The sequence below is a fragment of the Fretibacterium fastidiosum genome (assembly GCF_000210715.1).
Classification (GTDB): Bacteria; Synergistota; Synergistia; order Synergistales; family Aminobacteriaceae; genus Fretibacterium; species Fretibacterium fastidiosum.
Genome location: NC_021038.1, coordinates 1,916,465 through 1,934,036, shown reverse-complemented (window position 1 = coordinate 1,934,036; position 17,572 = coordinate 1,916,465). Strand labels below are relative to the sequence as shown.

Annotated in this window: 9 protein-coding genes and 1 CRISPR repeat array; all 9 genes read right to left on the bottom strand. The window is 55.1% G+C overall.

Annotated features, from left to right (window positions below):
- Positions 1-31: 31 nt before the first annotated feature.
- Positions 32-7,842: a CRISPR direct-repeat array (repeat unit 30 nt; unit sequence GTTTCCATCCCTCTAAGGAAGTTTAGGAAG).
- Positions 7,843-8,716: 874 nt separating this feature from the next.
- The 9 genes from SY1_RS08925 to cas6 all read right to left on the bottom strand — a co-directional run bounded on the left by SY1_RS08925 (position 8,717) and on the right by cas6 (position 17,391).
- Entirely contained in the window at positions 8,717-8,968 is a 252-nt protein-coding gene (locus SY1_RS08925) for a CRISPR-associated endonuclease Cas2 (protein WP_015556828.1), read from the bottom strand.
- Between the two features lie 13 nt (positions 8,969-8,981).
- On the bottom strand, positions 8,982-9,992 hold the full coding sequence (cas1b, locus tag SY1_RS08920) for a type I-B CRISPR-associated endonuclease Cas1b (protein WP_015556827.1): 1,011 nt from the start codon (positions 9,990-9,992) through the stop codon (positions 8,982-8,984).
- 27 nt (positions 9,993-10,019) lie between these two features.
- A complete protein-coding gene (gene cas4 / locus SY1_RS08915; RefSeq protein WP_015556826.1) occupies positions 10,020-10,529 on the bottom strand; it encodes a CRISPR-associated protein Cas4 in 510 nt (169 codons plus the stop codon).
- 12 nt (positions 10,530-10,541) lie between these two features.
- The gene (locus SY1_RS08910) at positions 10,542-12,836 is read right to left on the bottom strand and encodes a CRISPR-associated helicase/endonuclease Cas3 (protein WP_015556825.1); all 2,295 of its coding nucleotides are present in this window, start codon (positions 12,834-12,836) and stop codon (positions 10,542-10,544) included.
- Complete coding sequence (gene cas5b, locus SY1_RS08905; protein WP_243440647.1) at positions 12,775-13,491, bottom strand: type I-B CRISPR-associated protein Cas5b; 717 nt, start codon at positions 13,489-13,491, stop codon at positions 12,775-12,777. The genes SY1_RS08910 and cas5b overlap by 62 nt, the downstream gene beginning before the upstream one ends.
- A gap of 16 nt (positions 13,492-13,507) precedes the next feature.
- The gene (cas7b, locus tag SY1_RS08900; protein ID WP_015556823.1) at positions 13,508-14,416 is read right to left on the bottom strand and encodes a type I-B CRISPR-associated protein Cas7/Csh2; all 909 of its coding nucleotides are present in this window, start codon (positions 14,414-14,416) and stop codon (positions 13,508-13,510) included.
- A 1-nt stretch (position 14,417) separates the two neighbouring features.
- Positions 14,418-14,870: a TM1802 family CRISPR-associated protein gene (locus SY1_RS12590; protein WP_279369734.1), complete on the bottom strand. Its 453-nt coding sequence runs from the start codon at positions 14,868-14,870 to the stop codon at positions 14,418-14,420.
- Positions 14,867-16,447 (bottom strand): TM1802 family CRISPR-associated protein, encoded by a 1,581-nt coding sequence (locus SY1_RS08890; RefSeq protein WP_208873514.1) that lies wholly within the window; start codon positions 16,445-16,447, stop codon positions 14,867-14,869. Before SY1_RS08890 ends, SY1_RS12590 begins: the two co-directional genes overlap by 4 nt.
- A 185-nt stretch (positions 16,448-16,632) precedes the next feature.
- Entirely contained in the window at positions 16,633-17,391 is a 759-nt protein-coding gene (cas6, locus tag SY1_RS08885; RefSeq protein ID WP_208873512.1) for a CRISPR-associated endoribonuclease Cas6, read from the bottom strand.
- Positions 17,392-17,572 lie beyond the last annotated feature (181 nt).

Below are 17,572 nucleotides of genomic sequence, written 5' to 3'. Positions count from 1 at the left end.
TGGGCGTAGGGGGGGATGGAAATGATCGGTGGTTTCCATCCCTCTAAGGAAGTTTAGGAAGGTAAAAACAACGCCCAAATGGTCATTGATTTTTAGGGTTTCCATCCCTCTAAGGAAGTTTAGGAAGTCCGTTCAGGACCTGGTGGGTATCTGGCACAAGGGCTGTTTCCATCCCTCTAAGGAAGTTTAGGAAGTTCGCCCTCACCGGTAAACTGGAACCGCAGGGGCTCGGTTTCCATCCCTCTAAGGAAGTTTAGGAAGGTTCTTCGCTCATAACCCCAACCCCCTTCGGATTTTTTGTTTCCATCCCTCTAAGGAAGTTTAGGAAGTTTCCTTGGCGAACGGGTCCAGCCCGTAGGTCTGGGAGTTTCCATCCCTCTAAGGAAGTTTAGGAAGCTCCAGATCGCCCCAGACGCCCGGCTCAGGCGTCATCGTTTCCATCCCTCTAAGGAAGTTTAGGAAGGAAGAGCAGCTCGCAGTTCTGCGCAGAGCACCACATGTTTCCATCCCTCTAAGGAAGTTTAGGAAGGCTTGCAGTACGCCAGGTTGGGCAGCTTCCCAGCCTGTTTCCATCCCTCTAAGGAAGTTTAGGAAGCCCCCACAGCACAGAACAACCTCAGCTCCGACGACGTTTCCATCCCTCTAAGGAAGTTTAGGAAGGAGTGGCGGCTTGATCGCCAGCTTCTGCGCGCCCAGGGTTTCCATCCCTCTAAGGAAGTTTAGGAAGGCCACGGGCCGCAGGAGGAGAAGACCATGGAAACGATGTTTCCATCCCTCTAAGGAAGTTTAGGAAGCAGGTCCCACGCCTCGCGGTTCTGATGGAACGCCTGGGTTTCCATCCCTCTAAGGAAGTTTAGGAAGCGTGCTGGAGGCGGACGAGGACGCCCTGGCGCTGCTGTTTCCATCCCTCTAAGGAAGTTTAGGAAGCTAGGGAGGTCGCCACTTTACTATCCCCCACAGCAGTTTCCATCCCTCTAAGGAAGTTTAGGAAGGCGTTTCAGCGATTCCCCCAGGCATTCAAGGGGCTTGGTTTCCATCCCTCTAAGGAAGTTTAGGAAGGCGAGCAGGATTACCTGGTGTTCACTGGCGACGTATGTTTCCATCCCTCTAAGGAAGTTTAGGAAGCCCGCGCCCGTCCTTGTCCTTCGTCCGAATCAGATGTTTCCATCCCTCTAAGGAAGTTTAGGAAGCCGAAGAGCTGGCAAGGCAAGAAGTATGGTGTCCTGCGTTTCCATCCCTCTAAGGAAGTTTAGGAAGCGCAAACAAACACTTAAGAATTTCGTTGATCATGCATGTTTCCATCCCTCTAAGGAAGTTTAGGAAGCACAGGGCCCCGCGGGCCGGGAGGTCCCTGCTTGGCAGTTTCCATCCCTCTAAGGAAGTTTAGGAAGCGACGACACCTCCTTAAACCGTTACGCTGGGTAAAGTTTCCATCCCTCTAAGGAAGTTTAGGAAGCTTCATGGCTTCCTCGGACACCGAGCCCGGCAGCGAGTTTCCATCCCTCTAAGGAAGTTTAGGAAGGACAGCCCCTTGGATGTAGCGGGGGAAGGAAGCGTGGTTTCCATCCCTCTAAGGAAGTTTAGGAAGGAGGCTTTCTCCAATGGCCACATGCTGCGCGTAGTCGGTTTCCATCCCTCTAAGGAAGTTTAGGAAGGACAACTCCACGCCCTATTCCAATCTCATCGACCTTGTTTCCATCCCTCTAAGGAAGTTTAGGAAGGGATACGACATCTCCACCCAGGATGCCGGTCAACGGTTTCCATCCCTCTAAGGAAGTTTAGGAAGTACTTCGCCGACCTGCTGGAGCGTATGCCCCTCAGCGGTTTCCATCCCTCTAAGGAAGTTTAGGAAGGAAGCCGAGGTCGCGGGCTGATCGCGGGGGGCCGACGTTTCCATCCCTCTAAGGAAGTTTAGGAAGCGTGGATAGGAGAGACGCAGATCGCCTCCAAGACGCTGTTTCCATCCCTCTAAGGAAGTTTAGGAAGCCACGCGTTGGCCTGCGCTCTGCCGTGATAGAGCTAGTTTCCATCCCTCTAAGGAAGTTTAGGAAGTTCATTGATGAGGCACAAAACGAGGCACAAAATCGTGTTTCCATCCCTCTAAGGAAGTTTAGGAAGATGCCGACCCCGCCTCCGGACTCCGACCGTTTCAGCCGTTTCCATCCCTCTAAGGAAGTTTAGGAAGGATGCCGAATTGCTCAGCCAGAGCAGTGATATCCTCGGTTTCCATCCCTCTAAGGAAGTTTAGGAAGGTACCGCATCAAACAGGATTCCTGCCACCAGCATTCGTTTCCATCCCTCTAAGGAAGTTTAGGAAGCAAGATCGGGGAGTTCTCGCACGACGACCGGCGCATGTTTCCATCCCTCTAAGGAAGTTTAGGAAGTTCCTCGGTCCACTGCCCGTCAGATTCCCCATGACGGTTTCCATCCCTCTAAGGAAGTTTAGGAAGGACATGAATGGCCCGATGCTGTTAGTGATGCCCTGTAGTTTCCATCCCTCTAAGGAAGTTTAGGAAGAGCCTGCGACGTTGGGCGAAGACATCAGGGTCGCAGGTGGTTTCCATCCCTCTAAGGAAGTTTAGGAAGGAGAATTGTCTCCCGACTTCGCATCACCCCCTACGAGTTTCCATCCCTCTAAGGAAGTTTAGGAAGCGTGAGCGCGTTTAGACGAGCCGTGGCGAATGTAAGTTTCCATCCCTCTAAGGAAGTTTAGGAAGCGAAGGTTCCTCCTCGTCGGGTTCCGCCTCCCCATCAGTTTCCATCCCTCTAAGGAAGTTTAGGAAGCCGCATCGCGGCCATAGCCGGGAGTGAATTCATGCGGTTTCCATCCCTCTAAGGAAGTTTAGGAAGATGGCGACTGGGTGCTTTTCGTGGACACTCGGTTGTCGTTTCCATCCCTCTAAGGAAGTTTAGGAAGCCTCGTATCTTCTGGGAGGGCGACGCTGCGGAGTATCGGTTTCCATCCCTCTAAGGAAGTTTAGGAAGCGGGATGTGCCATGCCTCGTCCGCCGAGGCGTCGGCGGTTTCCATCCCTCTAAGGAAGTTTAGGAAGCGTTCATGACGCTTGTTGCGGCGCCGCCGAGTATCTGGTTTCCATCCCTCTAAGGAAGTTTAGGAAGAAGGAAAAGATACCGGCAGACCTGAACTCGTAGCCAGTTTCCATCCCTCTAAGGAAGTTTAGGAAGCCCATCCGAACATGACCGGGACCTATGAGGCCATGTTGTTTCCATCCCTCTAAGGAAGTTTAGGAAGAGCACTTAGCGAGGACGAGGGCCGCGAAGCGTTCAGCGTTTCCATCCCTCTAAGGAAGTTTAGGAAGCACTTAGCGAGGACGAGGGCCGCGAAGCGTTCAGCGTTTCCATCCCTCTAAGGAAGTTTAGGAAGTCCTCGATGCCGCGTGCCGTTCGTTCCAGCGGCGTAGTTTCCATCCCTCTAAGGAAGTTTAGGAAGAGGGCGGCTTCCGCCGTCGAATCGGCAGTTCATCCGGTTTCCATCCCTCTAAGGAAGTTTAGGAAGAAGGCGGATTGATTCGAGGCGTTGTTGAAGATATCCGGTTTCCATCCCTCTAAGGAAGTTTAGGAAGCGGTTTCTTTGTGGGGCGTCTCCTTTGCTGTTTTGGTTTCCATCCCTCTAAGGAAGTTTAGGAAGGATGTCGTATCCAAAATTATGAAGGCCGGGGCGACGCGTTTCCATCCCTCTAAGGAAGTTTAGGAAGGGTGGATGGGGGGCAGGTCCAGCCAGTCAACCCAGTACGTTTCCATCCCTCTAAGGAAGTTTAGGAAGCGTCTCCGGGGACCTGCACGACCCCGCCGACTGCGGGTTTCCATCCCTCTAAGGAAGTTTAGGAAGGCGAGCTTTACGAGTATTCCGCCACCTACGAGGACAGGTTTCCATCCCTCTAAGGAAGTTTAGGAAGCAGAGATGCTCCCAAAGCGCAGCGAATACCAAGACCCGTTTCCATCCCTCTAAGGAAGTTTAGGAAGGAAAAACCTCTTGTTTTTGCTGAAAAAATCATATCTTGTTTCCATCCCTCTAAGGAAGTTTAGGAAGTTAACCTGGGAGCCCTTCATTGCCGCTGCCTTTTCTGGTTTCCATCCCTCTAAGGAAGTTTAGGAAGCCCGGCCATCCCAGAGTGGGCATTGAGGTACTCTGGTTTCCATCCCTCTAAGGAAGTTTAGGAAGTCGGCGAGCGGTTTGGGCGCCCCTTCCGGCAATGGGTTTCCATCCCTCTAAGGAAGTTTAGGAAGCTGGCTGGAGGCCCCGAAGGAAGACGAAAGCGCCATCGTTTCCATCCCTCTAAGGAAGTTTAGGAAGCCCGGTGATGCCGTGCTGGTGTCATTCACCTCCGGGTTTCCATCCCTCTAAGGAAGTTTAGGAAGGTGTCCGCTTTTGTCCTGGGGCGGAGGCGAGCTTGGTTTCCATCCCTCTAAGGAAGTTTAGGAAGTAGCCATAGCCTCAAACACCTCGCCGAAGACCTTGAGTTTCCATCCCTCTAAGGAAGTTTAGGAAGTAAGCCAGGGGGATATTCCTCTGTTAACCTTTGCGCGTTTCCATCCCTCTAAGGAAGTTTAGGAAGTGCCCCGCCTCGACTCTTCCGTCGCATGGCAGTAGCGAGTTTCCATCCCTCTAAGGAAGTTTAGGAAGGAGTGGGATTGGCTTGAAAGGGCTATCGCTTACGAGTTTCCATCCCTCTAAGGAAGTTTAGGAAGAGCTAAACCGTTGGTACGACCGGTCTTACAGCTACCTAGTTTCCATCCCTCTAAGGAAGTTTAGGAAGGCGTAAAGTGTTGTCGCTGAGGGAAAATATCAGGATGTTTCCATCCCTCTAAGGAAGTTTAGGAAGTTCATTTTGTGTGGTCCCTTGCAGGACCTATATTTAGTTTCCATCCCTCTAAGGAAGTTTAGGAAGGACCATGGTACGGCTTGCTTCCCGCATCGTGGACCTGTTTCCATCCCTCTAAGGAAGTTTAGGAAGGTTAAAGCCGTGCAGCCTGTGATACAGACGAATGGCATGTTTCCATCCCTCTAAGGAAGTTTAGGAAGAGTTTCCCCGACAGCGTACGACCGTCCGGCGAGACTGGTTTCCATCCCTCTAAGGAAGTTTAGGAAGGTGTACAATTCCAGTCTCGAAGGCTGCGCCCACATCAGTTTCCATCCCTCTAAGGAAGTTTAGGAAGTGCCGCAGCCGGGCGTCCACTTCCTCAGAGCTCATTTGTTTCCATCCCTCTAAGGAAGTTTAGGAAGAATCCAAGCTCCAAGAGGGCTTATGAAGGGAAGGAAAAGTTTCCATCCCTCTAAGGAAGTTTAGGAAGAAGGTCCAGGCTCCCGTACACGCTGGCCACACCGGGGTTTCCATCCCTCTAAGGAAGTTTAGGAAGTTGCGTCCCCGGCCTTCGGAGTCGCCCACATTCTGGTTTCCATCCCTCTAAGGAAGTTTAGGAAGGGCCTGTGGTACGGATATGTGTGCACAATGGAGTTTGTGTTTCCATCCCTCTAAGGAAGTTTAGGAAGCACGCCGGTCTCGACAGCTTGGCGGTCTCCGGGAAAGTTTCCATCCCTCTAAGGAAGTTTAGGAAGCTCGATCGCCGCGAGCTCTGCGGCCACTTCTGCATGTTTCCATCCCTCTAAGGAAGTTTAGGAAGCAGGATTGATCTTGGAGGGCCTCTACAGCTCTACGGAGTTTCCATCCCTCTAAGGAAGTTTAGGAAGATGGAAATCGGGGAGGCCTTCGTCGCCTTCCTGAAGTTTCCATCCCTCTAAGGAAGTTTAGGAAGAATTGGGTCCGCAAAACCGTTGCTATGACTCACCTTAGTTTCCATCCCTCTAAGGAAGTTTAGGAAGTAGCCTGCACTTTTCCGATCTATCTATCCCATGTTCCCGTTTCCATCCCTCTAAGGAAGTTTAGGAAGGTTTTCTCTTAGCACTTGAGGAAAGTGTTGCAAATGCGTTTCCATCCCTCTAAGGAAGTTTAGGAAGGCTGCAGGCCGGGACCTCATATCCCAATCGTCTGCGAGTTTCCATCCCTCTAAGGAAGTTTAGGAAGCATCGAAGCCTTCGCCCGCATCTTCCTGTCCCCCATGTTTCCATCCCTCTAAGGAAGTTTAGGAAGGGAACTGTAATCGAGTGAGGAGGCTGCAGAATGAAGTTTCCATCCCTCTAAGGAAGTTTAGGAAGAATCAGTGTTTATGACGCCTACCACGGGAAGACTCAGGTTTCCATCCCTCTAAGGAAGTTTAGGAAGGTCACTGTCTGTGTTTACACCGATCCCTGCTTCCTCAGTTTCCATCCCTCTAAGGAAGTTTAGGAAGAGCCCCAAGTCAAAGAAGACGAGTGTTTTCAAGTACTGTTTCCATCCCTCTAAGGAAGTTTAGGAAGATATAGGGAAGGTAGATACACCCTGTCCCCATGCAGAGTTTCCATCCCTCTAAGGAAGTTTAGGAAGAAATAGGAGGAACAAAAATGACTACAAAAGAGAAGGGTTTCCATCCCTCTAAGGAAGTTTAGGAAGGGTGACGCTCTGAGAGCCCATTTTTGCAGTTTTTTTACGTTTCCATCCCTCTAAGGAAGTTTAGGAAGCGGGGCTGATTCTGGAGGGCCTCTGCAGCTCCACGGAGTTTCCATCCCTCTAAGGAAGTTTAGGAAGGCCTCAGCGTTCTCCCGAAGTTCCGAAATTTTCTCCTGTTTCCATCCCTCTAAGGAAGTTTAGGAAGTTGGGAATACGGATATTGTATCAAGGGATATGGGCTAGTTTCCATCCCTCTAAGGAAGTTTAGGAAGGAGCGAATCGATGTGTTCCCGGAGAGGATCGTCATGTTTCCATCCCTCTAAGGAAGTTTAGGAAGAGCTCCTCAAGCCTCTTCTTCGCCATCTCACAATACTGTTTCCATCCCTCTAAGGAAGTTTAGGAAGAACCCCGTGCTCCAGGAGGCTCTGCAGGGCGAGCCCTGGTTTCCATCCCTCTAAGGAAGTTTAGGAAGAACGCCCCTGAGGCGAACGTGGAACACTCGTATCTTGTTTCCATCCCTCTAAGGAAGTTTAGGAAGCTCCGCCTCCTTGATGAAGTTCCGCCAGAGGCGCGGAGTTTCCATCCCTCTAAGGAAGTTTAGGAAGGCTCCAGCGCGTCTTGCGTTCTTCGTTCGCGTTCGACGTTTCCATCCCTCTAAGGAAGTTTAGGAAGTGGCGCCATATCGCCTATGCGCTTAGGGAGTGTGGGTAGTTTCCATCCCTCTAAGGAAGTTTAGGAAGTCGATCTGGACGTTTATCTTTCGCGTAAGCTTGACCTGTTTCCATCCCTCTAAGGAAGTTTAGGAAGAAGAAAACCTTGTCGGTGAAAGTCGAGGCCGATTACCGTTTCCATCCCTCTAAGGAAGTTTAGGAAGGGATGGGGTTTTGAGGGAGAAGGTCTTCGGAGCCCTTGTTTCCATCCCTCTAAGGAAGTTTAGGAAGGCACGAAGCGGCATCCGATTCGCATTCAGGAATCCGGTTTCCATCCCTCTAAGGAAGTTTAGGAAGTTCCGCCTGTTTGCCCGCACCTCGACAGGGCCACCAGTTTCCATCCCTCTAAGGAAGTTTAGGAAGCATGGAGCACCTCCTGTCGCTTGTATGGTCATCCTTGTTTCCATCCCTCTAAGGAAGTTTAGGAAGCTGGGCACGACACGACGAGGAGGTCGAGGACGATGTAGTTTCCATCCCTCTAAGGAAGTTTAGGAAGGGTCCCGGCATACCTGGCGGGGACCTGCGAGCTGTCGTTTCCATCCCTCTAAGGAAGTTTAGGAAGACTGGTGGATATTATATTGTCCACCATCCCAACAAGTTTCCATCCCTCTAAGGAAGTTTAGGAAGCCGTTACGTCAAGACAGGAACAAGCTTCTTTAAGAGATTGTACCACACTATGCCGATATCCGGCTGGATCAAAATTAAAAATCAACACTGCTGTAACAAGGGTCAACGATGTTTTTAAACCTGCGTCGCCCCTCCAGGCCTTTTACACTATCATGGGGCGACGCAGAAATTGAAACCTGCTGTGAAGTTGTCAATTTGCAGAATAAGCCTTAAGGCTGATTATGTAACTTTTCAGCCCTAAAGGGCACGGGACACGGGCAAAAACCGCTCTCGTCATGCGCTTCAAACACGTTCAGGATGCGCTCAACGAAGCGCTGCTCCATCAAAAAATGGCACAAGGACCGAGCTTCTACAGCAGCACGGTACGCCATCCCCGTGCCGAAACACGCACGCCGGCAGCGCCGCCTTCAATCCTATTCCATTGTACATCCAAATACGCTCGGATGGCCCTATCGTTGGAGATCAAGTTCCACCCTCTTTAAAAAAGCTGGCAGAATATCGCGGAAGGAGGTGTCCTTGCCGGTTTCCAACCCTGCTAAAGGAAGCTTTAAAAGGCATCTTGCCCCCATCGACCCGATTCCCGTAGAGCCGTTTCCAACCCTGCTAAAGGAAGCTTTAAAAGTGTATTGTCCCAACCCGTCCGTAGGATGCCGGGACAAGTTTCCAACCCTGCTAAAGGAAGCTTTAAAAGCCGTTGCATCAAGGCGGAAACCGTTTCTTTCAATTCGACCAATCAGTCAACTGCGCCGGCCCCTGCCCTTTTATCCATCAGGGGCGACGCAGAAATTGAAACCTGCTGTGAAGTTGTCAATTTGCGCCGCAGGACCTCAAAAGGGCTGGATTGTTTCAGCTCGCTCCAGCCCGTTCCCGCCCACTACACCAGAAAATCCGTCTCTCCGCGCTCCACGCCAAGGACCTCGCGCGACATATAGCGCTCCGTGCGCCACATGTAGAATAGCACGCTATCATATTGCAGGTCCAGCACCTTGTGTACGTCCATCTTCAGTGCGGCCATGGAAGCGGGCGTCAATTCCCCCTCCAACACCGAGTTCTGAATCCACGTGAGGTAGCGCCGCGCCGTCTTCAGGACCTTGCCGACGCGCTTCTCCCCCACGTCATAGAACATCAGGACAAACACCTCACCACCTGCTCACAAAGGGCTCGTAGGGTGCGTCGCCCAGAATGTGCTTCTGGATCTTATAGGCCTCCATGCGCACCAGACCCCGATAGCTGACGTTGCGCTTCAAACGCGGATGCTCGATCGTTTCATTGACCCGCGCCTCCCAGGCGCGCAGGACGACCTCGCGCCCCCGGTCGTTCAGGTAGATGCCGCCGCCCGTTTCCTTTTCAAAGTGCTTCTCCTGAATCTCACGCTTGTTGACCAGAGAAAAGATCAGGCGGTCGACGAGGATCGGCTTGAATATCTCCGCAATATCCAAATTCAGGCTGAACCGCCGAAAGTTCGTCTCGTGCAGGAAGCCGATGCGAGGGTCCAGGTGCGTCCTGTAGATCTGCGACAGCGCCAGAATGTAGCACATGGAGTTCAGAAAGCTGATCAGCGCGTTCATGCGGTTGGTCGGCGGGCGGCGGGTCCGCTCCAGCATCTTGAACGCCTCGTCCTGAACCAACCGATCGAAGAATTGATAGTACCGATTTCGGGCGTTGCCTTCGATTCCCATCAGGCCGGGGACGTCCTCGCTCCGCGGCGCCAGGTCCTCGAAACGCTCCAGGTCCTCCAGAATGTCCTGGACGTCCAGCGAGGCCCGACGCTGGTAGTATCCCACCACCTTGCGCATGTTCTGAATCGCGCCGACGATGAGGGCCGAGGCCAGCGCGTGACGCTTGCCTCCATCCATGCAGTGCGCTGCCTGAGCCAGGATGACGGCTCCTGAGTTCATGTGCTCGCGCGGGTAGTAGGTCCCGGCGTAATAACCATGATAGTTGAAGAAATGGAGGATGATCTGCTTTTGGGTCAAAAACTCCAAAAGGCTCTTGTTGAGCTCCAGGTCACCCAGCACCATGATCTCGTCCGTCGTCTCCACGGGCAGGAAGCGCGGTTTTTGCCCCGGCTCGCCCGCCCTCTCCACAAACAGCGTGTTGTCCTTGCGCCGCAGCGCTCCTGAGCTCAAGAGATACAGGGTCTTACCCATCTCGCCCCTCCCCCCTCTTAAAACAGCCTATCCCCAGCAATACTCGGCATAGGCACATTTGCCACAGTATTTACAGGACTCCGCCGCAGGCGGGGCGTCCCTCCGAACAAGCGTCCCGATCGCGTCATAGGCGGCGTCCAGCTCCGCCATGAGCTCGTCCGTCAACACCACCTCGACGCGCTTCTTCTCGGTTGGGAACATCAGAACCCCTCTGGCCTCGATCCCGGCCTTTTGAAGGTCGTAGAGGTAATGGGCAAGCTGCAGCCGCGCCGACCGCTCCGCGCGGCTGCTCTTCTTGACCTCGCAGACCACCAGATCGCCATCCGCGCCCTGAACGAAGTCGAACCTGTTGTCCCCGAACGCCACCTGATGCCGCTCCCTGGCGTAGCTGTTCCGGTCGATCAGGCGACCCAGGGCGAGAAAGTCATCCCTGGGTTCCGGTTCAATTCCTCGAGCCATGAGCCAGACCTGTCGGACACAGATGCTCCAGTACCAGACCAGGGTTCCCCCTATGCGCGCCTCTTCCGAGAAAACCATAGCCGTCCCCTATCAATCGTCCAATCCAGCGCCCTGGCTGCAAGGCGAAAAACCAACCTCAGGATGATACGGGCTGTCAGGCCCCTCTCCAATGCCAGAGCATCGAATCACACAATAATCTCCATACTGTTCCAGGGGATTCTGAGAGCTGCCGCCGACGAAATTTCCAACTCGATCCAGCCATTCCTTCAGCAGGTCCTTTCTGACTCCGATCGCGTACTGCTGCAGACGGTTGTTCAGGGTTTTCAGCCGCTCCCTGTTGTCCAGCGTCCTATCCAGGGTCATCAGCTCATTCAGAAGGTCGTCCAAATCTCCATCGTGATCGACGTAGACGGGGACGTCAAAATCCATCTCCTTAAACAGGGGGGTGTAATCGCCCCAGTTTCCCTCCTCGATATCTCTCCATAAAGGTTTCGGTTCAATGGCATTTGAGATTTTTTCGTAATAACGGGCCACGATGTCCTGGACATCCTGCTCGTCAAATCCCGGAAACTCCTCCAACAAGAGCTGCGTCAGATCCATTGGCACATCGTCATACACCCGCGCGGAAAAGGGACGTCCCTTTTCGCTCAGCAAGCTCGTAATCAGGACAAATCCATCACTGCGTTCTCCGCTGCGGTTGCACCGCCCCGCCACCTGAACGAGGCTGTCCAAAGGCGCAAGGTCGCGGAAGGCCCACTCAAAGTCCAAGTCAACCCCAGCCTCCACCACTTGGGTCGCAATAAGGTAATGTCGTTTCCCGCTCACCTCCAGGCTCTTGATCTCCTCCAGGGTTTCACGGCGATGCTTGGGGGTCATCCAACGACTGAGCATGAAGACCGGCGCATCGCCCAAAATTGGTCTTAGAAGATCGTAAGCCGCTCTTGCCGAAGAACGCGTGTTGAAGACCAGCATTCCAGATCGTTCAGCAAATGCAGGTACGTGCTCCTTCAGCAGGCCTGGAAGGTCCTTCAATCCGTGTTTTTCCTTCAGGAAATGATAGCGATGCCTGTTGAAGGGGAAACAAACGCGCGGAGCCAACTCCGTCCCCTCGAATATCTTGGGTTGGGTGGCCGTCATCAGGATAAAAACGGTCCCCCAGCGCTCATGAATGAACGTCAGGACCTTCCCCAGCTCCGGCCAGAGGTGGCAGTCGATGCCCTGGGGCTCATCCATCAGTACGACCGCGTTGCGGAGACGATGGAAGTCGATCGTCGCCCCGGCCTTGGAATTGAAGATCGTGTTCCAGAGCTGAACCATCGTCGTGACGACCACCGGGGACCCCCAATACCGAAAGAGCCGTTGCGCGCGTTTCCATTCACCCGGCTTGTCATATTCTCCTTTTTCGTCTTCATCATCAAGAGCCGCGAGCATCAGGCTGTGGTCCTCCTGGACGGACTCGGCCCCAAAGACATCCTTGGCGAACTTCGCGTTCTGTTCCACGATGCTGATAAAGGGCAGGGCGTAGACAATCGTGGAGTACCCCAGATTCTTTGCCAGGGTGTGGGCTATCCTGAGCCCGATGTTGGTCTTGCCCGCCCCGGTCGGCAGGGTCAGGGTGAAGAGGCCGGGAGAGCGAATCTCCGCGACATTTCGCAGACAGCATTCGGCGACATCCGAGCGCCAGGCATCGGTTGCCCGTCTGCGCTCCGACACTCCAGCAACGCTGGAAAAAGGGTAGGGTTTGAAATTGGGCAGGGGCTGAAGGTTCATCGTTTTCACGTTGATGGCATCCAACCGATCCCCGGCAACCAGAACCGAGAGGACGCTGCGCAGCCTCAGCCAATAATCCGGAAAAGGGTAGTCCTCGGGATAGCGGTCGTCGATGGCATAGATGAATTTCTTCCAGCAGAGCTCGTTCAAAGGACAGGGCCACTGAGGGATCAACGCTCTCATATCCTCCCCGATCTTTTTCTGAGATGCGCGATAGTTTGCCCAAAAGGAGGAACTCGTCCTCCAATCCTCTATTTTCGAGTGGTGTCGACGCACCGCCTCCACGCTGAAGAACGCGTCGAACGGATCCGCATTGTCCTGTTGCAGGGAAAACGTAAAGAAAGAGGAAGGGAGCGAGTGGTTCACTCCCTTTCCCTTCCCCAAGAGGTACTTTTGGAACTCGGGATCGGCCTTTCCCGGATCGTGGGTCAGGGCCGCGGCCTCGACGTCGAAAGCGATATCCTCCAACCCATGGAACTCGACGATCTGCCGGGCCAGCTCCGCCGTTCCCAGAAGATGGTCGATCAGTCGTTTTTCAGGATGGCTCTTCAGGTCACCATTCAGGGAACCACGCAACAACGTCCTCCACGCCTCGCGCGGCACATCGCGTGACATGCAGCCCCCCCCTTTTACGTACGCACAACGGGCGGCTCACATCCGAAGAATAGACGACCTTGATGCTCTCCGCCAGTGCCCGCTCCGTCGTCAGCCTGAAGGGGACCCGCTCGCTGAATATCCCCCCCGACTCGGCCAAATTAAGCTCCATTCCCTCCCCCTCCCAGGGGACCACCGTATCGACCCGCACTTCCCCCTCGCCCATGGGCTGGGGATCACAGGCACCGATATAATCTATCTGCGCAAGGGCGTAGGCCACGCCCAAACAGGGGGTGTAAATGAAGCTCCCCCTCTCCAAATGCCCGCGTAAACGCGCCTCCACCCCGCCTGCGACGTAGACGCGGTAACGGGGCGAAGCCACAAACTGATGCTTGACCTGAATATGTGGCGTAGTTTGCGGATTCTTGACGTTCCAGAAGTTTACGGCTGCCCGCATCCAACGCGTCTGCCTGAGAAGGGCTACGGCGACGCGAGTTCCTGCAAGTTCCCTCCAGTAAAACGCATGGGAGGCGTCTCCCGAAGCCCCGTTGTCCAGGCCGACGATCGCGGAGACAAGGCCCGCTATAGCCGAAGGCGGTGGGAACGCGAAGGAGACCGAGGAGGTCGTCGTGTAGGGTTTACGGAACAGGGCCATGTCGGACGAACAATCGAACATGACGGCCATCTGGGGCTCACCTCGCTTCCAGTGCCAGCTTCCCTCCAAGAAGGGCCTTCAATTCCTCAAGCCCCTTGACCTTCAGATCCATTTCATGCAGGATTCTTACCCGTTCCACATCCTGTGAGACCCGGCTCAGGGCGGAGGACAGAGCCGTGATGTCGAGGAGCGCCTCGTCGCAGGAACGAAGGGCAAGCTGTTCGTCGGCGCTCAGGCTGTGCCCGTCCGCCCCCAGGAGCCTGACCTTCTCGTCCATCGCCCCAATAATGCCGTCAAAGCCCTTTGCGTAGCGCACCTCCAGCAGAAAGCGCGGCATATGCCCCACCTTGCTGCGGGTGATCAGGTTGGCGGTCCCCTTCCAGAGAGCCGAGAAGAGGGCCTCGAGATCCTCGTCGGTCGCTCCCGTGGTCAGGGAAGCATACTGGTTGGCGATCGCATAATCCGCAATGAGGACGAAAGGGACGATGTACTCGCTCCGGAAGGAACGCTGTTCACTGCCTTCTTTGGTGGCGAAGGCAGCCGTCCCCTGAACGGTCTCGACCGCAGCGCGGTGAAGCGAACGGCCCCACTTGAACTGCACGGGCCCCGTCCAGGCAAAAGATTCACTGCCCAAAGCAAAGGTCACGCCAAAAAGCCTCGTGTCGATACAACGCGACAACGCTTCTTTCCCCGTTGTCACCCCCAGCTTTTCCTTAAGCTCCGCCACGCGGCTCTTGAGGGTTTTGGTCTCCCCATCGACGAAGACATCCCGCCCTTCTATCAGCCATTGGTCGCGCACCGTCCTCTTGACGCGGACGTCGGAGACCAGTATCTGGCCGCTGTCATCGTCGAAACGGGGATGGTTCGCATTGAGCGGGTCCCCGTTGGGATTGGCGTCCTTCACGCTGTAGACGAACAGAAATTCCCGGCGCTGCTCAAACGACATTTTAATTTTCCTCCTCTCCCGACTCCAAATCCTGGCTCATGCCCTCTTCTTCCGCCTGTTTCCTGAAAATCCTGCCGAAGAAATAATCCGGTGCGTTCAGAAAGGCAATGGAAAAGGCGAAGTTGCCCTCCACTCCCAGCTCTTGCGGTTCTCCCTCCATCAGCAGCTTTCCCGCCTCGGCGCAAAGGGATTCGATCATCCCGGCATAGGATATGTTGTAAACCCTGCCCAACTCCGGGACACGCGCCATCAGGCGCAGGAGGTCCCGACGCTGCATCCGTCCAAAGTGCAGCTGCTTGTACATGGGAGAGGCATCGATGGGGCCTCCTTTCCCCACCTGCCCGCGCGAGATCATCCCCAAAACCAGACCGGCAAGAAAAATTCCCCTGCCTTCCATTTTTTGAAGATAAGGGTCCTGAAAATCCTCAAAAAAATCCAGACGCAAGACGATCACCCCTTTTTCCTGATCTGCCGCTCCCCACCGTCGGGAACGGACTGAACGCTCTCGTTGGCCCTGTACAGGAAATCCGCGATGGCATTCCATCGCCGCGCCGTCGCAGCGCTGTATCTCGCCACCCAATCGGAATCCGCGCACAGGCCCTGCAGGCGGGATACGACAGCACCCTTCACCCTCTCGATTTCGACGCGCTCCCCGCTGAGAAGGCAGCCGATCAGGCCCAAAAGCCAATCGCGCAGAACTGCGGCATCTCCGTCATTTTTTCCGGCCAGCCCCGTCAGCGTTCCCAAAATGGTCCGAATACCCTGATACAGAGTAACGGCGTTCGGGTCCGCCCCCGCCTCGTCCGCCTCCGGGGCAAAACGTCCCTTCCGGGCGAACAGAGCGGTCGCGAAAACCGTTTGGCGCCACAGATCGTTCAGCCTGCGCAATCTAGAGGGCGGTACGTCCTCCACCATCAGCAGGAGCCTCTCCTGGGCCTGATTCTGTTCCCAGAACACGAAATGGTAGGTCAGGCTGTCCTCCTGCTCCAGCACGCGCTCGGCCAGAAAGGGCTCGTTCTGCAGGCCGGCCTGGAGGAAGTCCTTCGTTTTTTGCTCCAAATACTTCTGATTGACGTTCCCCATCAACAATTCGGGAACCGTATAGATCCTGACGTTATAGACGCTCTTGGCGTCCAGGAACTTCGCGTCGATGACGTTGCGCCCCTCGGAGAGGAGACGGTAGCAGTTGCCGCAGAGAGGAAAGACCTTGGCCTTCGAGGCATCGCCGTCCTCAAGCCCCGGCAGGAAGCTTTTCTTGTCAAACGTCGCAAAGGCAAAGACCTTGTCCATATTGACCGGAGCGGAAGTCGGTTCGTGACACACCCCACAGGGCACACTGCGTTGTTGTCCGTTTTGGGCAGGCCTTGACTCCGCTCCGGAAATACCGGCAAGCCGGGAACGAAAATGGGCAAGAAAGGCAGGGGTATCCACAGGATAGAAAAAACGCTCCGGGTCGGACGCGCCAAAAATCAGGAGATAGGACCTTTTTTTGTCCGACCAAAGCTCAGCCAACCGCTCTACCCTTTCGACAAGGGCGTCCATGATGCGGTCCACGCTGCCCGGCGATAAGACACCCTGCTCCTCAAAGGCCAACAGCGTCGATTTGTGGAGTTTGAAGAATCGTGAACTCCTGTCGTCCTTCCAATTTCCATCTCCCATCAAGGCCTTTTGGCCGTCCGCCACCCCCTTGCCCAGCTTGTAGAGCGGCGAATACCGCCACGTCGCAGCCGGGCTTACAGGATCCCGGTAGAGATAGCGGCGCTTCTTCGCTCGATCATCGCCCCCTCCTCCCCAAAAGTCCGCGATCTCGATCTTTCGGATTCCCCTCACATCGAGGCACTCCGCCTTGCTATCCGGCACGTCCAGCCAGATCTGGAGTTCCTTTCCCGGCAGTCGCCGTGCCGATTCATCGTCGGATTCGATCAAATCCATCGGCATCTGGCAAAAACTGTCGACGTCCGCGAACTCGCCACTCCCTGACCGCTCCAACTCCCTGCGCCCCAGCGCATGCAGCGCGTCAACGAAACCCAAAACAACACCTCCTTGAACTGAAGCTCATTCCCTTCAAAACAAGTCTAATGCACCCTCATGAAAATGTCAATATTTAGTGGTTTGTTTTATCCCTTTTATCAGGAAGTTTTAAAGAAACATGATGAAACAAACCACGTTTCCAGCCCTACATCAGGAAACGTCCTGCGGACGCAGGCTTTCGTCCTCTACTCCTTCGTCACGCACCCCCATCCCGCGCTGTTCTTCGCGCCCAGGCCGCAGTCAAGGGCAACCTGCAAAAGCTCCCGCGGCCCTTCGAGGCGGAAGCGTCCGTCCCATCCCTTGATGGGGAAGCGGGTCTTGGGGCTGAAGAGCGCCGCGCGCTCGCGGACCTTGCCCAGGGGCTTGACGCTCACGTCCCCGCTGGGCGGCTCGCGGTCCGGATACAGGGCCCGGAACTTGCGCAGCAGGTTGTTGTGGACCGAGACGGCAAAGGCCGGGTCCTCCGGCGCCAGGTAGACGGTGTAGGGCCTGCCCTCCCGCTCCGTCTGGGAGTAGCAGGAGATGGGCGAGAGCGTCCGAACCGTCAGGCTCTCCCCTTTCGCCCACTGCTGCTCCGCAAGGACGCGGCTGCAGAGGACGACGTTGTTGCCGATGCGAAGCTCCCGCGCGGCCAGAGCGCCCCCAGCGACGCCGTCCATGGTGTCCGTCACGGGCGTCGAGATCACCAGCCGGACGGGCAGGGGGAAGCGAACCGCCTCCGCCTCGAAGCTCGGCATGCGGGCCGCGATGGGCCAGCTCATGGCAAAGAGCTTCATCCGCCGTCCATAGACGCGGTAGCCCTCGTCGTGCAGGAACGCCGCCCGATCCGGCGGCAGAACGGAGTAGATCAGGGACTGAAACAGGTGCAGGTTGGAGCGCGGGACGCGGATAAAGGCGTCCTCCGCCCCACGATCGGGCGCTTCAAACCACAGGGTGATGTGCACGGAAATTCCTCCCTCCATCGGGCAATATCAGGCCGCTCCTATTGTACAAAATCGGGGGACAAAATCAACGCGACGATACAAGCCGGTGCAAGCCAACACAAAACGGGGGACGCCCTTCGGCGTCCCCCGCGTGCGGCCGGCGGCCCTGCGAGCCGCACCTTATACCAATTCGCGTTTAAAG